At 72.9% G+C, this 20,656-nt stretch carries 17 protein-coding genes; 11 read left to right on the forward strand and 6 right to left on the reverse strand.

The features are described from left to right. Nucleotides 1-4: 4 nt before the first annotated feature. Together ACFVNO_RS19470 and ACFVNO_RS19475 are read right to left on the reverse strand one after the other, a co-directional pair. On the reverse strand, nt 5-451 hold the full coding sequence (locus tag ACFVNO_RS19470) for a carboxymuconolactone decarboxylase family protein (RefSeq protein ID WP_378894343.1): 447 nt from the start codon (nt 449-451) through the stop codon (nt 5-7). 154 nt (nt 452-605) lie between these two features. Then, nucleotides 606-1,364 carry an IclR family transcriptional regulator gene (locus ACFVNO_RS19475; protein WP_378894346.1) on the reverse strand — a complete coding sequence of 253 codons (759 nt, stop codon included), beginning with the start codon at nt 1,362-1,364 and terminating at the stop codon, nt 606-608. A gap of 215 nt (nt 1,365-1,579) precedes the next feature. Between ACFVNO_RS19475 and ACFVNO_RS19480 the strand changes: the two genes are divergently transcribed. The 3 genes from ACFVNO_RS19480 to ACFVNO_RS19490 all read left to right on the forward strand — a co-directional run bounded on the left by ACFVNO_RS19480 (nt 1,580) and on the right by ACFVNO_RS19490 (nt 4,627). Then, nucleotides 1,580-2,932, forward strand: coding sequence for an NAD(P)-binding domain-containing protein (locus tag ACFVNO_RS19480; RefSeq protein ID WP_355259146.1), 1,353 nt, complete (start codon nt 1,580-1,582; stop codon nt 2,930-2,932). Between the two features lie 88 nt (nt 2,933-3,020). After that, complete coding sequence (locus ACFVNO_RS19485; RefSeq protein ID WP_355259149.1) at nt 3,021-4,367, forward strand: TRAP transporter large permease subunit; 1,347 nt, start codon at nt 3,021-3,023, stop codon at nt 4,365-4,367. Beyond that, nucleotides 4,364-4,627, forward strand: coding sequence for a hypothetical protein (locus ACFVNO_RS19490; RefSeq protein ID WP_378894351.1), 264 nt, complete (start codon nt 4,364-4,366; stop codon nt 4,625-4,627). Before ACFVNO_RS19485 ends, ACFVNO_RS19490 begins: the two co-directional genes overlap by 4 nt. Here the strand turns inward: ACFVNO_RS19490 and ACFVNO_RS19495 are convergent, their stop codons facing one another. Beyond that, nucleotides 4,628-5,347: a hypothetical protein gene (locus ACFVNO_RS19495; RefSeq protein WP_378894354.1), complete on the reverse strand. Its 720-nt coding sequence runs from the start codon at nt 5,345-5,347 to the stop codon at nt 4,628-4,630. Here ACFVNO_RS19495 and ACFVNO_RS19500 point away from each other — a divergent pair. From ACFVNO_RS19500 to ACFVNO_RS19510, 3 genes are all read left to right on the forward strand, one after another. Beyond that, the gene (locus ACFVNO_RS19500; RefSeq protein ID WP_355259158.1) at nt 5,238-6,260 is read left to right on the forward strand and encodes a zinc-dependent alcohol dehydrogenase family protein; all 1,023 of its coding nucleotides are present in this window, start codon (nt 5,238-5,240) and stop codon (nt 6,258-6,260) included. The two genes, ACFVNO_RS19495 and ACFVNO_RS19500, sit on opposite strands and share 110 nt — an antisense overlap. 95 nt (nt 6,261-6,355) lie before the next feature. Beyond that, complete coding sequence (locus tag ACFVNO_RS19505) at nt 6,356-6,727, forward strand: metalloregulator ArsR/SmtB family transcription factor (RefSeq protein WP_355259161.1); 372 nt, start codon at nt 6,356-6,358, stop codon at nt 6,725-6,727. 3 nt (nt 6,728-6,730) lie between these two features. After that, nucleotides 6,731-8,857 carry a cation-translocating P-type ATPase gene (locus tag ACFVNO_RS19510; RefSeq protein ID WP_355259164.1) on the forward strand — a complete coding sequence of 709 codons (2,127 nt, stop codon included), beginning with the start codon at nt 6,731-6,733 and terminating at the stop codon, nt 8,855-8,857. 19 nt (nt 8,858-8,876) lie between these two features. Here the strand turns inward: ACFVNO_RS19510 and ACFVNO_RS19515 are convergent, their stop codons facing one another. Next, entirely contained in the window at nt 8,877-11,225 is a 2,349-nt protein-coding gene (locus ACFVNO_RS19515; protein WP_378894359.1) for an ATP-binding protein, read from the reverse strand. Nucleotides 11,226-11,630: 405 nt separating this feature from the next. On the opposite strand from ACFVNO_RS19515, the gene ACFVNO_RS19520 reads away from it, so the two are divergent. From ACFVNO_RS19520 to ACFVNO_RS19535, 4 genes are all read left to right on the forward strand, one after another. After that, nucleotides 11,631-12,443 (forward strand): hypothetical protein, encoded by an 813-nt coding sequence (locus ACFVNO_RS19520; protein ID WP_355259170.1) that lies wholly within the window; start codon nt 11,631-11,633, stop codon nt 12,441-12,443. Nucleotides 12,444-12,507: 64 nt separating this feature from the next. Continuing rightward, a complete protein-coding gene (locus tag ACFVNO_RS19525; RefSeq protein WP_355259173.1) occupies nt 12,508-13,215 on the forward strand; it encodes a DnaJ domain-containing protein in 708 nt (235 codons plus the stop codon). A gap of 682 nt (nt 13,216-13,897) precedes the next feature. Then, nucleotides 13,898-14,158, forward strand: a complete 261-nt coding sequence (locus ACFVNO_RS19530) for a hypothetical protein (protein WP_355259176.1) — start codon at nt 13,898-13,900, stop codon at nt 14,156-14,158. 31 nt (nt 14,159-14,189) lie between these two features. Then, nucleotides 14,190-16,904 (forward strand): CHAT domain-containing protein, encoded by a 2,715-nt coding sequence (locus ACFVNO_RS19535; protein WP_378894364.1) that lies wholly within the window; start codon nt 14,190-14,192, stop codon nt 16,902-16,904. Nucleotides 16,905-16,930: 26 nt separating this feature from the next. Here ACFVNO_RS19535 and ACFVNO_RS19540 read toward each other — a convergent pair whose 3' ends face one another. Further along, entirely contained in the window at nt 16,931-17,788 is an 858-nt protein-coding gene (locus tag ACFVNO_RS19540; RefSeq protein WP_355259182.1) for a hypothetical protein, read from the reverse strand. A 647-nt stretch (nt 17,789-18,435) separates the two neighbouring features. Next, a complete protein-coding gene (locus ACFVNO_RS19545; protein WP_378894367.1) occupies nt 18,436-19,917 on the reverse strand; it encodes an MFS transporter in 1,482 nt (493 codons plus the stop codon). Nucleotides 19,918-20,028: 111 nt separating this feature from the next. Here ACFVNO_RS19545 and ACFVNO_RS19550 point away from each other — a divergent pair, with 111 nt between their 5' ends. After that, the gene (locus ACFVNO_RS19550) at nt 20,029-20,637 is read left to right on the forward strand and encodes a TetR/AcrR family transcriptional regulator (RefSeq protein WP_378894370.1); all 609 of its coding nucleotides are present in this window, start codon (nt 20,029-20,031) and stop codon (nt 20,635-20,637) included. Nucleotides 20,638-20,656: the final 19 nt, after the last annotated feature.

Genomic DNA, 20,656 nt, shown 5'->3' on the forward strand with positions numbered 1-20,656 from the left:
GCGGTCAGCGCACCGGCGGGGTCATGCCGGTGCCGATCCCGAGGCGGTTGTAGAGGTTGACCAGGCCGACGGCGGTGACGAGCGCGACCATCTCCCGTTCCGACAGGTGCGCGGCGGCCGCGTCGTGGACCTCGTCCGGCAGGCCGTCGCCGTCCAGGCGGGTGAGGGCGTCCACGACCGCCAGCACGGCGCGCTCGACCTCGGTGAAGTGGGCGCCGGCCTCGCGCCAGGCCGCCACCAGCGCGACCCGCTGCGGGGACGTCCCCGCCTCCAGGGCCTGCCGGGTGTGCATGTCGACGCAGAAGGCGCAGCCGTTGAGGACGGAGGCGCGGAGCTTGACGAGCGTGTGCAGCCCGTCGTCGAGGACACCGTCCAGGACCGCGCTCAGGCGGGCCAGTTCCGTGTACGCCTCGGGGAGGTGGTGCGCCATCTGCGCGCGGGGGCTGCCCATGGGATTCCTCGTGTTCCTCTCGGTGGCCGCGGGCGGAGGGGACCGCCGGACACAGGGAAACTACCAAGGGTGAGGGTGGCGGCACGCGGGGTTTCCGAATGGTCGCTTCGGTGGGGATCGGTCCCCGTACGCCCCCCGCGCCCCGGGGGTCCGGTCAGATGCGGGCCCCGATGGCGCCGGCCCCCCGCGACAGCTCCGGCAGCCAGGCGAGCAGCTCCTCGGCGCTGGTGACGTCGGTCGTCGTCACCAGGTTGATCGCCCCGACGACCTCCTTGTCGGCGTCGCGCACCGGCAGGCTGAGGCTCAGCGCGCCCAGTTCGCGCTCGGACTCGGCGAGGTGGTAGCCGTTCTCCCGCACGCGCTCGACCTCCTCCTTCAGCTCCCGCGCCCCCTGGGTCCCGCCCGACGCCAGCGCGGCCTCCGGGAAGCGGTGGAGGTACTCCTCGAACTCCTCGTCCGGCAGGGCGGCGAGCAGCACCTTCCCGCCGCCGATGTTCAGGGGCACGCGGCGCCCGATCGGGAACTGGTAGCGCAGGGGGTCGGCGCCGCTGACGCGGGCGACCAGGATGCGCTCGTCCCCCGACCGGACGAACACCGACGAGGTCAGCCGCGTGGTCGCGGACAGCTCGGTGAGCACCGGTGTGGCGACCGTGCTCAGCCGGTCGTTGACCACGAAGCCGTGGGCCAGTGACAGCACGACCGGGCCGAGCGAGTAGCCCAGGCGGCCCTGCTGGACGTAGCCGCGCCGCACGAGCTGGTTGACCGTCCGCTGGGTGGTGGCCAGGTGCAGGTCGGCCTCCCGCGCGATGTCGCTCAGCCGCAGCGGGCCGCGCGCGCGTTCCAGGCATTCGAGGACGTCCAGCGCACGGTCGAGCGTGCGCCCCTGGTTCCCGCCTCCGGCTGTGGCGCCCATGCTCGCCTCGCCGCTCCTTCGCTCGTGTGTCCTCGGGGGTCCTCCGCGTCCCGGGCGGGGCCCGCGAAGCCCGCCGGGGACGGCGTTCCCGCCCGGTATGGCCCTCCCCAAGGTAGCGGAGATGTTTCCGGCGGGTTGACAGCCGGAAGAGCCACAGGTCACACTCCCTATCAACCAGCAAGAGAAACTATCACCCAATGATAGATGGTGGAGTAATGAAGGTAGCTGTCCTGGGGCTCGGCGAAGCCGGCGCGATCTACGCGGAGGCCTTCGCGTCCGCCGGCCGGCGGACGGTCGGCTTCGACCCCGCGCCCGCGATCCCGACGCCCGCGGGCGTCACACGGGCCCCGTCGACGGCCGAGGCGGTCGCGGACGCCGACCTCGTCCTGAGCCTGACCACGGCCGCCCACGCGGTCTCCGCCGCCCGCGACGCCGCGCCCGCCCTGCGCGAGGACGCCCTCTACATCGACCTGAACGCGGCCTCGCCGCAGGTCAAGGCCGAGGTGGCCCGTACCATCGGTGACGCGGCCCGCGTCGTGGACGGGGCCGTCATCGGTTCCGTCGTCAAGTTCGGGGCGGCGGTCGAGGTCCTCCTCGCCGGCCCGGCGGCGGATGCGGCCGCAGAGGCCCTGAAGGCCGTGGGCTCCGCCGCCGAGCCGATCGGGGACACCGTCGGAGCGGCGTCCGGACGCAAACTGCTGCGCAGCGTGTTCATGAAGGGCCTCGGCGCACTGATCACCGAGTCCGTCGACGCGGGGACCGCGGCGGGTGAAGAGGAGTGGATGCGCAAGCAGATCGCCGACGTGCTCGCCGGGGGCTCCGAAACGCTCGACCGCCTGGACCGCGGCACCCGCCTGCACGCCGTGCGGCGGTCCCGCGAGCTGGACGCGAGCATCGAGCTGCTGGCCGGCCTCTCGGTCGAGACACCGGTGAGCCGGGGCGCGGCCGACCGCCACCGGTACCTGGCGCGCTCGGCCGGCGACGGCGCCCGGGAGCTGATCGACGCCTTCGCGGAGATCCCCACCGCCGCCATCGGGGACGCCCGCGACCGCCTCGGGTTCCTCTCCTCCCGGATCAGGCCGGTCTGGGCCGGGGCACGGCTGGCGGGCCGCGCGCTGACCGTCCAGACGCGCCCCGGCGACAACAAGGCCCTGCACCGCGCCCTGGCCGTCGCGCGCCCCGGCGACGTGCTGGTCGTGGACGGCGGGGGCGACGACTCCCGGGCGCTGCTGGGCGAGCTGATCGCCGAGCGCGCCGTCAACAGGGGGGTGCGCGGCATGGTGGTCGACGGCGCGGTGCGCGACGTCGACGAGCTGCGCGGGCTCGGATTCCCCGTCTGGGCCGCCGCGGTCTCCCCCGCGGGCCCCTACAAGGACGGGCCCGGCCACATCGGCCGCACCATCTCCGTGGGGGGCGCGGTCTGCGCCCCGGGGGACATCGTGGTCGCCGACGGCGACGGCGTGTTCATCGTCCCGCGCCTGGAGGCCGAGCAGACCCTCGCAGCGGCCCGGCTCGTCCTGGAGGACGAGGCCGAGCGCCTGCGGACCATCCGCCGGGAACGCGCGTGAGCGCGCCCCGGCCCCCGCGGTCGCTCCGCCCGAGCGACACCCCGCCCGCCCGCGGGCACCGGCACACCCCCGCACCGAAGGTCTCCCCATGCCCATCGCCCTGCTAGCCCTCGCGGCGTTCATCGCCGTGATCATCGTGTGGAACGTCGTGTTCAAGCGGAACATGGGCGAGGCCATGCTGCTCGGACTCGTGGCCACCTCCCTGTTCGCCGGGGCGCAGGCCCCCGCCTACCTCCTGGGCGGACTGGCCGACGCGCTCACCCACGACGTGCTCTACGCGGCCCTGGCCTTCGTGTTCATGGCCTACCTCATCGACGCCACGGGGCTGATCCAGAGGATCCTGGCCATCCTCAACTCCGTGTTCGGCCGCATCCGCGGCGGCCCCGGCTACATCGACACGGTCGCCTCGGCCGTCTTCGGGTCCCTGTCGGGGTCCAACTCTGCCAACACCGCCTCCAGCGGCTCCTTCACCGGACCCTGGATGGTGCGCACCGGGTGGACGCCCACCCGGGCCGCGACCGTCCTGGCCGGGAACGGCGGCATGGGCGCCGCCCTGCCGCCCAGCGCGTCCATGGTCATCATGATCGGCTTCGCCGGGGGCATGGTCACCACCGGCCAGGTGTACCTGGGCCTGCTCGTGGCGGGGCTCTACCAGATCCTGCTGCGCATCGGCCTGGTGGCGTACTTCGTGCGCCGCGACGGCGTCCCCCGGGTCGACGAGCACGACCTGGTCCCGCTGCGCACCTCGCTGCGGCAGGGGGCCGGGGCGCTCTCGATCTTCCTGGGCGCGCTGATCCCCATCGGCGTCACCGTGGGCCCGCTGGGCGAGTACCTCACCGAGTCGACCCCGCTGGGCGACGCGATGGGCGAGATCTCCCTGCTGACCTGGATCCCCATCCTCATCATCGGCTTCTCGCTCCTCGCCGGACGGGACCGCCTCCCGCGGACGGTGGGCGGCTGGTCCCGCCTGCTCGACGGGGCCCTGCCCAAGTTCGCGACCATCGGCGCGCTGCTGTTCTTCGCGATCGCCGCGAGCGAGATCCTCGGGCGGCTCGGCCTGGCCGAGGACGTCAACACCATGCTGGAGTCCCTGCCGGTCGGCTCCACCCTGATGGTGATCGTGGTCGGGCTGGTGATCGCGCTGGTGGCCGGCCCGCTCTCCTCCACCGCCACCCTGACCGCCGTCGGCCAGATCTCCTTCCTGGCCCTGGTCGGGGTGGGCGTCGACCCGCTGCTCGCGATCATCGCCATCCTGGTCTTCGCCTCCACCGAGGGGGCCTCCCCGCCCGCCTCGGGGTCGATCTTCGTGGCCGCGGGGCTGACCGGGGCGCGGCCGGAGAGCACCTTCCTGCCGCTCATCGTCTACTACATGATCCCGATCTTCCTGATCGGCTGTCTGATCGGTTGGGGCGTCCTTCCGGTCCTGGGGGGATGACCGTGACCGATCTCAAGTCCCGCGCCTACACCGTGGTCCGCGTGCTGTTCAAGGTCGGGCTCCTGTGCTGCTTCGCGCTGGGCACGCTCCTGGTCCTGGGCCAGGCGGCCGGGGTCCTCGCGCAGCGCCCCGAGTGGGTGACCGGCACGTCCGAGCTGCTGTTCGTGCCGACCGTCGGGGCGGCGGCCGCCTTCGGTGTCCTGGGCTTCATCGGCAACTACCTCCGGCCCGCGGGGGAGGCGGAGGCCGAGGAGGACTGATCAGGACCGGCGACGGCGGGGCGGGGGCGCTGCGGCCCCCGCCCCGCCGCGGCCGTGCCGCTCCGAACCGCCGCCGCGCTCCGGCCCGCCCGTCGTGCGGCGGAACGACTTCCCGCCGGTGCGGTGGCGGTGGACGTCGTGGTCGGCCCGGTCCCGGGCGAAGGCGGCGCTGCGCGCCGACAGCTCCCCGGCCGGCGCGGTGAGCTCCCCGTCCATGGGATCGCGTTCGGCCTCCAGGCGCAGCATCGCGGCGGTGGTGCGCCGGGCCAGGGGCCGGTCGACGCAGCAGTCCCGGGTGCGGGGGCCGAAAAGACGAACCCCACCATGTCGGGCGGCCGCCGGTCCGTGTCGAAGTGCGGGGAGTGCGGGGCGCGGCCCAGCCGGTCGGCGGCCACCAGGCCCTGGCGGGCGTCCAGGTCGAGTCGATGGGGGCCCTGCCGGTACCCCCATCGACAGGGGCTCCCTCCCGGGGCGCGGACGTGGTGGCCTGGAGGGGTACACCGCCGCGCCCGCGTCCTCCCCGCTGTGGGCGGCCCCGGGAGTGACTCCCGTGCCATGGGCGGGCGCGGTGTCGTGGACGGGTAGCCGAGAGAACGAGGATGGGAAGACCATGCGCGCTGTCGTCATGCACGCACCCGGCGACGTCCGGGTCGAGGACGTCGAGAAGCCGGTGATCGTGGAGCCGACCGACGCGGTCATCCGCGTGACCGCCGCCTGCATCTGCGGCTCGGACCTGTGGCCCTACCGCGGTGTCGAGAAGCAGGACGGGCCCGCACGGATGGGCCACGAGTACATCGGGGTCGTCGAGCAGGTCGGCGCCCGGGTGGAGGAGATCGCGGTGGGCGACTTCGTCGTGGGGTCGTTCGTGGCCTCCGACAACACCTGCGAGATCTGCCGGGCCGGGTTCCAGTCCCGCTGCGTCCACCAGGTGATGATGGGCGCGATCGGCACCCAGGCCGAGTACGCGCGCATCCCGCTCGCCGACGGCACCCTGGTCAAGGTCCCCGGGGAGCCCACCGAGGCGCAGGCGCGCAGCCTGCTGGCCGCCTCCGACGTGCTCGGCACCGGCTGGTTCGCCGCCGTCGCCGCCCAGGCCGGTCCCGGGAAGACCGTCGCGGTGGTCGGTGACGGCGCGGTGGGGCTGCTGGGGGTCCTGGCGGCCAGGAGACTGGGCGCCGAGCGGGTCATCGCGATGTCGCGCCACGCGGACCGGCAGGCGCTGGCCCGGCGGTTCGGCGCGACCGACGTCGTCGGGGAGCGGGGCGAGGCGGGCGTCGCCCGGGTCAAGGAGCTGACCGGCGGCTACGGCGCCCACTCCACGATCGAGGCGGTGGGCACCCAGGAGTCCATGATGCAGGCGATCCACTCCACGCGCCCGGGCGGGCACGTCGGGTACGTGGGCGTCGCCCACGGGGTCGAGCTGGACGGCATGGACCTGTTCTTCTCCACCGTGAGCCTGCTGGGCGGGCCGGCGCCGGTGCGCCGGTTCCTGCCCGAGCTGATCGACCTGATCATGACCGACCGGATCGACCCGGGAGCGGTCTTCGACCTCACCCTGCCCATCGAGGAGGCCGCCGAGGGCTACCGGGCGATGGACGAGCGCCGCGCCACCAAGGTGCTCCTCACCCTCTGATCCGGGGTCCGTCCGTCCCCGGGCCGTGCCGGGGGCGGACCGCCGGCCCCGGCACGGTGTCGACTCAACATATCAACGAGTGTTAGTTTGTTGGTATGTCTTCCGACTCCTGTGACCTCCTCTGCCTCGACCTGCCCCAGGCCGAGGCGGTCCGTGCCGTCGTCCCCGCCGACGAGGACGTCCGGGCCGCCGCCGAACGGGCGCACGCCCTGGCCGACCCCACCCGGCTGCGCATCGCCCGCGCCCTGGCGGCCGGCGGGGAGCTGTGCGTGTGCGACCTGGCGTGGGTCTGCTCCGCCGCGCAGAACCTCGTCTCCCACCACGTCCGCCGGCTGCGCGCCGCCGGGCTGGCGGCCTCCCGGCGCGACGGCAAGCTCGTCATGTACCGCCTCACCGACACCGGACACGCCCTGCTGTCCCTGCTGCTGCCCGAGGCCGCCCCCGTGCCCGCGGCGGGAGAGGGCTGAGCCGTGTCCGACCTGTGCTGCGGTGACGACGGCGCCCCCGAGCCGCCCCGTGTCCGCCCGCTGCCGAACCCGACCGCCGCCCCCGCGTCCCGCGCGCCGGCCGAGGTCGCCTGCCCCTGCTGCGCGGACGGAGGCGTCCGCGACCGGGACCTCCCGGGCACCGCCGCCGACGGCCGCCGTGCGGACGATGGCCACGGCCGTGCCTCCGCCGAGGCGGCCGCCGACGGCGACGGGTGCGGCGACCCGACCTGCGGCTCACCTATCCCGGATCCGGAGCGGGCACCGGGGGCGTGGTGGCACTCGGCCGCCGTGCGCTGGGCCGCGGCCGCCGGGGTGTTCTGGCTGTCCGGGCTGCTCACCGAGTGGCTGGTCGGCCTTCCCGCGGTCGCGACCGCGCTGTTCGCCGCCGCGATCGCGGCGGGCGGGCGGACGTTCGTGCCCGGCACCCTGCGGGCGCTGGCCCGGGGAAGGCTCGGCGTGGGCACGCTGATGACGGTGGCCATGGCTGGCGCCGTCCTGCTCGGCGAGGTGGGCGAGGCCGCCATGCTCGCCTTCCTGTTCTCCCTGGCCGAAGCGCTGGAGGACCACGCCGTGGCGCACACCCGCCGCGGCCTGCGCGCCCTGCTCGACCTGGTCCCGGCGAAGGCGACCGTGCTGCGCGGCGGCCGCGAGGCCACCGTCGCCCCCGGCGAACTACGGGAGGGCGACCTGCTGCTGGTCCGCCCCGGCGAGCGCGTCGCCACCGACGGCGTGGTCCGCTCGGGCCGCTCCACCGTGGACACCTCGACCGTCACCGGCGAGTCCGTGCCGGTGGAGGCGGTCGAGGGCACCGGGGTGTTCGCGGGCACCGTCAACGGCGGCGGCGCCCTGGAGGTCGAGGTCACCGCCCGGGTGGCCGACAACTCCCTGTCCCGGATCGTGCACATCGTCGAGCGCGAGCAGGCCCGCAAGGGCGCCGCCCAGCGCCTGGCCGCCGGGATCGCCCGGCCCCTGGTCCCCGGCGTCCTCATCGCCGCGGCCCTGATCGCCGTCGCCGGCTCGGTGTTCGGCGACCCGGGGGTCTGGATCGAGCGCGCCCTGGTGGTGCTCGTGGCCGCCTCCCCGTGCGCGTTCGCCATCTCCGTCCCCGTCACCGTGGTCGCCGCCGTCGGCGCGGCGAGCCGGTCGGGCGTGCTGGTCAAGGGCGGGGCCGCCCTGGAGGCGTTCGGGACCGTGCGGGTCGTCGCCCTGGACAAGACCGGGACCCTCACCCGCAACCGGCCCGCCGTGGTGGCCGTCGAGCCCGCCCCCGGGCACACCCGCGAGGAGGTCCTCGCCGCGGCCGCCGCCCTGGAGGCGCGCAGCGAGCACCCCCTGGCCGCCGCGATCCTGGCCGCCCGCCCCGACCCGGAGCCGGCCCGGGACGTGGCGGCGGTGCCCGGCAGCGGCCTGGCCGGAACCTCCGCCGACGGCACGCCCCTGCGGCTGGGCCGCCCCGGCTACATCGACCCCGGCCCCCTGGCCCCGGCCGTGGTCCGCCTCCAGGAGCAGGGCGCCACCACCGTCCTGGTCGAGGCGGCCGGCTCGGTGGTCGGGGCGGTCGCGATCCGCGACGAGCCGCGCCCCGAGGCGGTCGAGGCGGTGGCCGCCCTGCACCGCATGGGCGTGCGCACCGTCATGCTCACCGGAGACAACGAGCGCACCGCCCGCGCCCTGGCCGCACAGGTCGGCGTCACCGAGGTCCACGCCGACCTGCGCCCCGAGGACAAGGCGGCCCTGGTCGCCGGCCTGCGCCGCCACGGGCCGGTGGCGATGGTCGGCGACGGTGTCAACGACGCCCCCGCCCTGGCCACCGCCGACACCGGGGTGGCCATGGGCGCCATGGGCACCGACGTCGCGATCGAGACCGCCGACGTGGCGCTCATGGGCGAGGACCTGCGCGCCCTGCCCCGGGCCCTGGCCCACGCCCGCCGCTCCCGGCGCATCATGCTCCAGAGCCTGGTGCTGTCGGGCGGGATCCTGCTCGCCCTCGTCCCGCTGTCGGCGTTCGGCGTCCTGGGGCTGGCGGCCGTCATCCTCACCCACGAGCTAGCCGAGGTCCTGGTCATCGCCAACGGCGTCCGCGCCGGGCACCGCCCCGATCCGCGCTGATCCCCGCTGCCCCGGTTTCTCAGGGGGTGTGCTCCCCGTCCCGGTTCTGTTCGACACCGCCCACGGCAAGGCGCACCAGGTCCTCGAAGCCCAGACCGCGGCCCCGGTCCATCAGTTCCTCCGCCCGCTCCCGCCCCAGGGCCCGCACGATGCGTTCGCGGGTCCCCCGGTGCAGGGTCACCAGGCCGTCGAACCTGAACAGCCGCGGGGCGGTGGTCCCCCACAGCGCCTCGGCCCCGCCCAGCAGCAGCGCGGCGTGTTCGTCATCACCCTGCTCTTGGGCGTGCCAGGCCAGCGACTCCACCACCGCCGGCAGCCCGAGGCGGTCGCCGAGCGATGCCTTGATGACGAGGGCCCGCCGCAGGTGCCCCTCGGCCGCCGGGTCGCCTCGCAACAGCAGGTTCAGGCCGACCACCCACAGGTTGTACGAGTAGTGCCAGGTCTCCTCCCGCTCCGCGGCCATCTCGCCCGACCGCGCCAGCCAGGCCGCCCCCTCGTCCAGCCGGCCCTGGAGCGTATAGGCCAGCCCGGTGACGGACGCGCAGAGCTGGTTCATGAACCCCGGCCGGTCGGGCATCCGCCAGAAGTCGCCGGCCAGCTCCAGCGAACGCGACAGGCCCCCCTGGCCGAGGGCGACCAGGGACAGGAGAACGCGGGCCCCGTACTCCGCCTCGGCGTTGTCCAGGCGCGAGGCGATCTCCAGGGCCAGCGCGGCGCTCTCTCCGGTCGCGCGGTGGTCACCATGGACGAAGGCCAGGTAGCCGTAGGCCCACAGTGCCCGGGCCCGCGCGTAGGTGGGCTCGGCCGACAACGACAGCGCGCGCTCCAACCGGCCGCGCCCCTCGGACAGGCGCCCGGTGACCATCCAGTACAGCCACAGGTCGGCCTCGGTGACCTGGATGTGTCCGGGGTCCGTCCCGTCGTCGTAGGCGTGCTCCAGCGCCAGCCGCATGTCGTTGGTGCAGGTGCGCAGCCTCGCCAGCCAGTAGGCCTGGTCGGACCCGTACCCGTGCGCGTGGGCCCGGTGGGCCAGCGCCATGAACCATTCCCGGTGCCGGGCGCGCAGCCGCGCCTCCTCGCCCAGGTCGGCCAGCCTGCCGTGTCCGTAGCCGCGCACGGTCTCCAAGAGGGTGTACGCGCGCCCGGCGGGGGTGTCCACGGGGACGACGATGGACTGGTCGACGAGGGAGTCCAGGGCGCTCAGGGCCGAGTCGGAGTCCAGCGGATCGAATCCGGCGACGGAGCACACGTCCTCGGTCGTGGCGGGCCCGGTGAACACCGACATGCGCGCCCACAGAGTCCTCTGCGCGGGAGAGCACAGGTTGTGGCTGCGCTCCAGCACGGCGTGCAGGCTCTGGTGGCGGGGCCGGGCCGGACCGGTGACGCGCAGGCTGTGCCGGTCGAGGAAGTGTTCGCGGATCTGGCGGGGGGAGAGGGTGCGCGTCCAGCGGGCGGCCAGCTCGATGGACAGGGGGAGCCCCTCCAGGTGGCGGCACAGCGCCGCGATGTCGTGGAGGTCCCCCCGGGGCGGGGAGAAGCCGGGCCAGGCCGCGGCGGCCCGGTCGGTGAAGAGCCGGACCGCAGGGTTGTCGGCGACCCGGTTCCCGTCGTCCTCCCCGGGTACGGCCAGCGGAGCCAGGGGCCGCACGTGTTCGCCGGTGGCGCCGAGGGAACGTCGGCTGGTGGCCAGCACCCTCAGGCCGGGAACGGTGCCCAGCAGTACGTCGACCAGGCGTGTGCAGGCGTCCAGGACGTGCTCGCAGTTGTCCAGGACCAGCAGAAGACGGCGGTCGCGCAGCTGGTGCGCCAGTTGCGCGACGGCGTCGGAGGTGTCGTCCTCCTGGATGCCGAGCGTGGTGGCGACGGTCCAGGCCACCGCCTCGGGGTCGGTCACGGGGGCGAGTTCCACCAGCCAGGCGCCGTCCCGGTGGGCGCCGGCCAGCCGCACGGCCGTGTGGCGGGCCAGCCGGGACTTGCCCACACCGCCGATGCCGGTCAACGTCACCAGCCGAGCGTCCTTCAGCACCTCGGTGAGCGCTCCGATCTCGTCGTCGCGCCCGACGAAGCTGTCCGACTCCGCGGGCAGGTTCCCCTTCGCCCGCCGCGGGGGCCGGGGCTCCTCCGCCCCGCGGTCGCGTCCCCCCGCGGTGTCGCCGTCCGCCTCGACCAGGCGCCTCCAGCGCAGCCGCCACCGGTCGAGGACGGCCTCCTCGTCCTCCGGTTCCGCCTCGGAGGCCGCTGCGAGTGACAGGCACACCCGGACGAAGGAGGTGACGGTGGCCAGGGTGGGCGGCTTCTCGCCCGCGGCGGCGTTGCGCAGGGAAGTGGCCGATACGCGCAGGCCCAGTGCGCCGGCCTGTTCGGCCATGCGCTGGAAACTGGGCGAGCCCACTGCCGTTCGCAGCTCCCGCAGCCCGAGGGCGAAGGCCCCCAGAGGGCTGTCCGGGGCCGGTACCGGGTTGGGGGGACGCCCCGGGCGGAGGTCATTGATCATCGTTCATCATCCACGGCGTCCTGGGGTGTGACGGGGACAGGACCTTGATTATCCCCGGTTCTTCCTCCGGTGACCCCCACCCCAGAGGGCCGGGACCGGATTTCCGTGTCAATGCGCATCGATGAATTGATCACCCCCGCAGCCCCGCCGGGAGGCGAGGGTGATGAATTCCTTCCTGGGAAACGGACGAGGCGTAGCATCACTGTGCGGAATTTCGACCGAGGACCGGGGTGACCGACATCGGCCTCCTGCGCCCCCGAGAAGCGAAGAAGGAGTGCGATGTCATATCCCCCTGGCTGGTATCCCGACGGGAACGGATACAAGCGCTTCTGGGACGGCGAACAGTGGCGCAGCGAGGTCTCCACGGGACAGGGGTTCCGCTGGCGGGACGAAACGGTGCACAAACCGTCGGGCCCGCCACGGTCGGCCTTCGAACGCGATGGAGTCAAACCCGCGCCCACGATCCACACCCGGTGGGATTCCGATACGAACGCGGCTGGGGGAGGGTGCTTTGCAGTCGTCATCCTGTTCGTCGTCACGGTGGTGGTGCTCCGCGAAGCCGTGGTGGCCCTCCGGTGGCCGCTGTTGGTGCTGTGCGCGGTACTGGCTGTGGCGGTAGCGGTCGCTTTTCTTCGGAAGACGGAGCTGCGGCGCTCCCGGGTGCTCCTCGCGGGGGTCGCCGCCTGTCTGGTGGCGGGCGTGGCCGCGAGATGGGGGTTCGCGCTGCATGAGGAGGCACGGGACCCCGACCCGTGGGAGGTCGGTGAGCTGAGGGAGCAGCTCGCCGGTATCGGGTCGGGCTCGGCCAACCCCTGCGGGCACATGCCCGAAGAGGAGTGGCAGGGGTTGGCCGAGCATTACGGCGGATCGACTTGCGGGGACACCTTCATCGAGATCGGCGATGCGATGTCCTCCGACACGTTCGACGATGTGCCCATGACAGTGGTGGGAGAGGAGTGGATCACTGGCGAGGACGGTTTCCGGGAACGCCGGGTCACGGTCGAACTCGGAGAGAACGAACTCGGATGGCGCTGGTTGGAAGCGGTCGGAGAGCACCCGCACGCAGACCTGTACGCCATCCGGTTCGAGTGAGCCCGCGGATCGGGGCCGCCGTCACCCACTGATACGGGAGCTACGGAAAGGAGACACCTGGAGCATGGCCGTATCGAAACCCGACCCGGACGAAGCGCGGAGGCTGCTGGGGGTCGGTCCCGGTGCCCGGGAGGAGGAGGTGGGCAGGGCTTTCCGACGCAAGGCCGCGCAGTGGCACCCCGACCGGCATTCGACAACAGGGGCGCAGGAGGCGAGGACGATGTTCGAGCGTGTCGCTCTGGCCCGGGAGGTCCTCCTGGCCGAACTGCGCACACCGGGACCCGAAGCCGACCCTGTTCCTCCGTCGGCTTCGGAACCCGGGCCTGATCCTGCCGATCCGTGGGGATCGGAGCCTGGGTCCGGCCCGACGAATACGGCACCGCCTCCCGGAGCGCGGACACCATCGGACCCGTGGGACCATGCGCCCCCTCCTGGAGCCCGTTCGCCCTGGGACGCCGCCCGTCCGTATCCGACCCCGGATCCACAGGCCGCGTACCGAACCCACCCCTATCCGCCCCCATCGGCCTCCGGAGGTCGGGCGATGCCGTCGGGGCGAGGTTCCACTGTCGCGGCCTTGGTGACGGCGGGGCTCCTGTTGTTCGCCTGTAACGCTCTGGCGATTCCTGCCGTCATCCTCGCGATCATGGCCCTCTGCGAGAACGATGACCACGGGAAAGCCGCCAGGTACAAGCGCTATGCGTGGACCGCTAACGGGGTGAACCTGGTGCTGTTCGTGCTATTAGGGGGGCTCATGAGCCTGCTCGGGGGGTGACATCGTGCCAGTGGAGTGGATCAGGAAGTTCGTCCGGTCGAAAAAATGAGAAAAAAAGATATTTCACGGTTCATCCGATTTCCTGGATATTCGTTTCGACACTGAATTTCCCCAAGGCGATGGTTCGGGCCGACCCGGCTGCGATGATCGCCGTTTTCCCTGTTCTTCCCTTCAGGAGGCGTGAGTGGACCACTTGCCCGTACACAGGACGACCGGTGCGCACGGCCGCGAGGTCATCCGCCCGCACCGATCGCAGGAGCGAGCCGTCCAACGCATCGGTCCGCAGCTGTGCGCGGCCGGCGAGATGGGTTTCACTTCCGGGCCCGGGCGCGACGTCCTATGGTTGCGGGTCCCCGAGGCCGTGCGGAGGAGGATGCGGGAGTACGCCGGGTCGGAGTCCCTGCTCTGGTGGGCATCGGCTGCGGACGGTCGACGCCCAGAAGCGGTTCTGTTCGGCGACCGGGCCCTGTGCTTCGCCGACCCCCGGGTGGACACCCGGCACAAGCCGGTCTACGCGATCTCGGCCTACCATCTGGACCCCGTATCACTGCGCCGGGCCGAGGTGGTGCACCGACCTGGCCCGCAGGGGCGGCAAAGGACGTCAGGCCCACCCAGGAGGGCTTCCACGCCTCCGCCTGACGCACGTCCAGGCGCCCTGGCGATCCGGACCGGTGTTCAGGAGGTGCTCGGCCATCTGCCACCTCGCGCCCAGGAACTCCTCCAAGCCCCTTTCCTGGCCGGACAGGAGATTCTGCGCCAGGACTACCACTACTACGGGGAGGCGGGTGGTGACCTGAGCGTCTTCTGCATGGTCTTCGCCGGGCCCCAAGACGTCACCGCGGTCGAAGGGAGCCGCACTATCCCGGTCGGGCACACCGAGACCGACGCCCACTGGGACCTGCGGTGCTACCGCGGGACGGTGGTCAAGCGGCGCGGCCGCTGACCGGAATCCACTCGGAACGAGAGGTGTTGTCGTGTCGCGAATCCCGGTGGAAGCACCACTCGAAGAACTGGAAAGGCTGTGCGGTGAGGACCACTCCCCACTGGATTGTGTTCAGGTCGCCCAGGACTGCATCGCGGGGGTACAGGGTGGGGCGCCGCTCGATGTCGCCGAACGAGTGGCCGAACTGCTGGCGGCTCGGAGGAAACGGCTGTCGGAGGACGATGAGGGGCGCGTTTCGCTGTACTACGTCGAGGCCAACGCCTGGCGGGTCCGGTACCTGCATGCCGGGCGGGAACACGACCTGCGCCGGGCGATCGAGGCGATCGACGGTGCATTCGCAGCGGCCGGGCCCGACCATTCCATGTACAGCCAGATCCGAGCAGACCGAGCCATCATCCATGTGTTGCGGCCCGGCACCGATGTGATCGGTGAACTGCGGGCAACAGTGCAGGACCCGGATATCGATTCGCGGACCAGGGCCAGGGTCATGCTCAACCTCGTCAACGAGTTGCAGCAGCGCTACATCGCCACTCAGGACTCCACCGCACTGGACGAGGCGGTCGACCTCGCCGACCAGGCATTGGAACTCGACTCCCGCACGGACGACGACAAGTACTGGTGGCGGCTCATGCGTGCCGGGCAGGCCCATGTGTTCAAAGGCGCCCATAACCGTGATGCGGCATCGTTCGACCAGGGGATCGCTTTGCACCTGCGGTCCGTCGCCCGACTGCGGCCCGGCCATCCCTACTGGCCCGGTGCACTCAACCAGTTCGCGTCCGCCCTGCACGGGCGGGCCTTGATGACCGGCTCGGGAGACTCCCAGAGGCGTGAACTGGCCCTTGCCGTGCACCTCCTGCGGACATCGGTACACATGGCCGACCCCGCGGCCCCTGATTACCCCACCTTCGCAGAGAACCTCGCCACGGCCCTGCGGGGGTTGTGGAGAGTGACGGGGGAGCAGTCCCTCTTGGACGAGGCGATCACCGTCATGGAAAGAGGCCGAGCGAGCAGTGAGGCGAGCCCCACCGCTCGGGAGCGGGATTCTCTCGCCATGGTCACCGCGATGTTGCGCATCGCACGAGATCCTCGGGATCCGGAATTCCCGGACCTTCTTGCCGAGGGGTTGTCGAACGCCCACCCTCACAGCGCCGTGCTGGGCGGTCTGTTGGGCGCCTATCTGGAGACGGAGGCCGAGGATTGGCAGGGTGCGGCCGACCTGCTCCGTCATGTGGTCGAGCGGCTTCCGCACGCGATCTCCGAAGCGATCCCGTTGGAGGACCGGGAAAGAGGACTCGCCACGATCGCGACGGACCTCGCCCGCGACGCCGGTGCGGTCTTCCTCCGAGCAGGCCGACCCGTGGGCGAAGCACTCCAGATCCTGGAATCGGGGAGGACCCTTCTCATCGGCCAGGCGCTGGCCCGCCACCGCAACGCCGATCTCGACCCCGTTCGTGCAATGTCCCCGCCCCTGGCGGCGCGAGTGGAGGAACTGCGCGCGGAGCTGGCCCGGGTGCAGGATGCCGGCCACGGCCCGAACGCCGACCGGCGGCACCGCCTGGTGGGGGAACTTCGGGAGGTCACCGAGCAGATCCGGTCCCTCCCGGGGTTGGACCGTTACCTGTTGCCGCCCGCTCCGGGAGAACTCGCCCGCAGGGTGGGCGCCGTCCCTGTGGCCACGGTCAATGTGAGCCGTTTCCGTTGTGATGCACTGATCCTGCGGGAGGGAGGGGGGACCCAGCTCGTGCCTCTGCCGGACCTCACCCAGGAGGAGGCGGCGCGTCGGGCCGAGGAGTTCACCGCGGCGGTCACAGTGCTCTCCCGGCCTCTGCAGCAGGGAGGGCCGACCCTGAAGGAGCGGCTCCATCACGGCGCTGTACTGGTCGAGGTCCTGTCCTGGCTTTGGGAAACGGTAGCCGAACCGGTCCTTGCCGCACTGGGGATCACCTCGGTACCGGGCACCGGGACATTGCCTCCTCACCTGCGCTGGTCGCCGACCGGTCCGTTGACACTGCTTCCGCTGCACGCTGCCGAACGGCCCGGGACGCCCGGCGACTCCGTCATGGCCAGGGTCGTCTCCTCATACATACCGACCCTGCGCTTGCTCGACGATCCCCGTGCCGAGGCCGCACCCTCTCCGCCTCGGGAGGGGTACCTGGTCGTTCCGGTCCCGCACTCGTCTCTCATGCCGGAGGAGCCGCTGGAGCAGGCCGGGGAGGAGGCCGCGCACCTCGGGGCCGTCCTGCCCCAGGCCCGTTCGTTGGAGCCGGAAGGGGTATCGGCTCCGGTGGTACAGGCCGGCCTCGGCGGGGCCCGGGGTGTGCACTTCGCCGGTCACGGAATCAGTGACGCGCACCACCCGTCGCGCAGCCACCTGGTGCTGCGCGACGAGATCCTCACCGTGGCGGACCTGATTGCACAGCGCCTGGACGGTCTGGGACTGGCCTTCCTCTCCGCCTGTCACACCGCCCATGCGGGGGCACGGCTGCCCGACGAGATCCTGCACCTCACCTCCGCCTTCCGTGCCGCGGGGGCGCGCAACGCGGTCGGGGCCCTGTGGAAGACGGGAGACGAACACGCACGCAGGTTCACCGAGGTGTTCTACGAGCGCCTGGGCTCGCCCGTGGACGGTGACACGGGCGGGCCGGACCCTGAACGGGTCGCGGCTGCGGTGCACCATGCCGCTGTGAGAGTGCGGGAGGAATATGAGTCCCCTATGGCCTGGGCGCCGTTCGTGCACGTGGGCTGAGCGGAGGCGGTTGCGCGTCCAAGGACTCACTCTTCGAACTGCGCGTCCGCGGGTGAGGCGGAGGTCTCCGGTACAGCATCCTTCCGCTGTCGTTCTTTAAGGCGCCGGATTTCCTTCGGCGTCCCCTGGGAGACGACGACCCACCCCTCGCCCGCGGATGCGGCCACCGCCGCTCTCTTGTTCAGGAACGGGGAGACCAGGCGCCCCAGGTCTGCTGGGGACGAGGCCGGAGGGGGTGTGACGCCCAGCGAACGTGCGACCGGGCGCAGGCCGATGTCAACCGCGGTCTCCATCAGCGCCGCCAGGTCGGCGGCGCGTTCACGTGCCATGAACAGGCCGACGGCCAGCATGGCGGCCCCGCCCACCGCCGCGGGCCACCACCACAGGCCCAACACGAGGTACACGACCCCCCACGCGCCCACCCCGACCGCAGTGTCCACCGCCGTGATCGCGGCCCGGAGCTCATTGCGTACAGTTGGGGACAGTACGAGCCATAACCGGGGCCAGAGCAGCTTCAGGTCGACCCGGTAATACAGGCCGACCTGTTCCTCGGTATCCCGTATCGGCTTGTTCAGGGGATTCTCGCTGGCGTCGAACCACAGCCATCCCATCCCATGGGCCACTACCCTGCAGCCCAGTCCGGCCAGGGTAGCCGTCAGCGCCGTGCCCACAGCGGCCACGGCGAGTGTACCTGGGCGGGCGCCCTGTGCTTTCTCATACCAGTCGGAGGCCGCCTCGACCAGGTGATGCCGGTCCACGGCGTGCTCCTGCCCCAGAGCGAAGGCCAGGCACAGCGCCGCGAGGAACAGGCAGCCGGGGAGCGTGAGCCGGGAGAGCCACCGTTCGGCGAGCTTACCGCCCAGCCCGGCGAGGAAGCCGGTCACAGCCACCGTTCCACGAAGGGTCGCCCCTGAAGAGCACAGTACCGCTCCTCCGGGGGTGCGCCGGGATCCTGGGAGCGTGAGCACACACCGTTCGGGCAGGCGGGCCGCAGAACCGCGCCCTTGCCTCCGGTCACGCCCACTGCCCTTCTGTAGCCGCCGGGAGACGTGTCGGGGCCACCGCGGAACTTCTGGGTTTCGATCCCCAAGGCGCGCAGTACCGAGTTCAGGAGGTCGGAGCAATCCTCACCGCGGACCGCTGCCGCTACACAAGCCTCGAGGTCCGGCCTCAGCTCGGCTCCGGTCACCTCCCGTAGTTCCTCCAGGTTCTCGCAGCTCCACGCGATGAGTTCCGAACCCGCCACGTCGTTCCCGTTCTAGTCGGCGGAGGCATCAGGGCCAAGGTGCCGTCCTGCGGTGTTGGTCGGAGGACCGGCGGCGACCGGGAGTGCGGCCGGTCGCGGAACGGCTCCGCCGTGTACGCCACCGATTCTGCCGAGTGGAAGCCCGCAGGGTAAGGGGTTCTGTATGAAACGGCCCCATACGAGCATCCAGGCACCGGACGGGGCCGGGAGCGCCCGGTGCCGAGAGGGAGGTCGGATGCGGTGGTGGGGGAGATGGGACATGGTCGTACTCTCCTCACCCACGAGCTAGCCGAGGTCCTGGTCATCGCCAACGGCGTCCGCGCCGGGCGCCGCCCCGCCGCGGACGGCCCCCGGGCCCGCCGGCCCGGGGCCGGGGCGCGCGGGTAGGAGGAGGGCCAGGAGCGCGGTCGCGGCCTGCACCGCCGCGAGGGCCCAGAAGACGGCGGAGTACCCGGCGGCCGGGCCGCCCCCGGCGGACCCGGCGGAGGCCAGGGGGACCAGGAGCGCGAGCCCCACCGCGCCGCCGGCCTGTTTGGCGGTGTTCATCAGCCCCGACACGGCCCCGGCGTCCTCGGCGCGCGCCCCGGAGGTGACGACGGCGGTCAGCGGCGTGGCGAACAGCCCCGCGCCCAGCGCGATCGCCACCGCCGGGCCCGCGACCGCCGTGAGGTAGGTGCCCGAGGACAGGGCGGCCGCCTGCCAGGCGAAGCCCGCCGCGGCGGTGAGGGCCCCGGCGGCCACCAGGGTGCGGGCCCGGAAGCGCTCCATGAGCCGGGGCGCCACCCGCCAGCCGACGAGCATGGTGACCAGGGTGTGGGGGAGGAACCCCAGTCCGGTGGCCAGCGCCCCGAACCCCAGGACGTCGTGCATGGCGAAGGCGAGGAAGTACCACATCGGGATCTGGAGACAGGCCCCCGACAGCAGCATCAGGAGGTTGCCCAGGCCGGTCGCGCGTTCCCGCAGCAGCCGCGGCGGCAGCAGCGGGGCGGCCGCCGTGCGGGTCTCGACCACGGCCAGGACGGCCAGCGCGAGGACCCCTGCGGCCAGGCAGGCGACCGCGCCCGGGTCCACCCGCCCGTGGTCGGCGGCGCGGGTGAGGCCGTAGGTGAGCGCGGTGAGTCCGACGGCGGCCGCCAGGGCGCCGGGCACGTCCAGGCCGCCGCGCACCGCCGCGCGGCGGTGCCCGCCGGTCAGCACGCGCAGGGCCGTGCCCACGGCGAGCAGCCCCAGGGGGACGTTGACCAGCAGGACGGCCCGCCAGGACAGCGCCTCGGTGAGCAGCCCGCCGACGAGGTTGCCCGAGGCCCCACCGGCCAGGCCGACCGCCGTCCAGACGGCCAGGGCCCGGACCCGGGCGGGCCCCTCGGGGAAGGCGGAGGTCAGCACGGTCAGCGTGGCCGGGGCCAGCACGGCGGCGCCCAGCCCCTGCGCGGCGCGGGCGGCGACCAGTACCCACGGTGCGGTGGCCAGCCCGCCGACCAGGCTGGCCGCGGTGAACAGCGCGAGCCCGGCGGTGAACGCCTGCGACCGCCCGTACAGGTCGGCCAGGCGGCCGCCCGGGAGCAGGAACCCGGCGAAGGCCAGCGCATAGGCCCCCGCCACCCACTGCACCCCGCCGGGTGTGAAGTCCAGCGCCTCCCGGATCGGCGGGAGCGCGACGTTGACCACCGACACGTCGAGCACCACCATGAACTGCGCCGTGCAGACCAGGGCGAGCACGCCCCGGTGCGCCGCGCCGGGCCCCGCGCCGGCCGCGCGTTCTCCCATGACGCCCCTCCCCATCAGAACGATGTGACCACATCGGTTTGCCTGAGACCGTAGCCGGGCTACGATGGCCCGGTCAAACCGATGTGCCCACATTGGAAAAGGGGGGCGGGGATGGAGCGACGGGCCCGCGGCCGGGGGGCCGCGTACGAACGGCGCCGGAACGAGATCGCGGACGCGGTGCTGGAGGTGGTGGCCGCCGAGGGCCTCTCGGCGGTGTCGCAGAGCACGGTCGCCGCCCGCGCCGGGGTCTCGCCCGGCCGGGTCCAGCACTACTTCCCGGCCCGCCACGAGCTGATCGAGGCCGCCTTCGACCGGGCCAACGCCCTGAGCAGCGCCCGCATCGCCGCCCGGGCCGGCGCGGACTCCCCGCCCCGCGAGGCGCTGACCGCGGTCCTCACCGAGCTGATCCCCTACGACGCGCCCACGCGCACCCACATGCGCATCCGCCAGTCCTTCACCGCGCTGGCCCTGTCGGAGGAGTCCATCGCCGACCGCATGCGCGGCGAGTACGAGCGCTTCCACGGGCGGCTCGCCGACCTGCTGCGCCGGGACCGGGAGGCCGGCGCGCTCCCGGCCGCGGTGGAGCCGGACCGGGAGGCGGTCGCCCTGGCCGCCCTCGCGGAGGGCCTGGCCTACTACGTCCTCATCGGCCGCGAGGACGCCGACGCGGCCCGCGACCGGGTGCTCTCCGCGATCGCCGGCCTCTACACGTCGACCTGACCCGCCCCGGCCGGGCGCC

It is taken from the genome of Nocardiopsis sp. NPDC057823, from assembly GCF_042797335.1.
GTDB lineage: Bacteria > Actinomycetota > Actinomycetes > Streptosporangiales > Streptosporangiaceae > Nocardiopsis > Nocardiopsis changdeensis.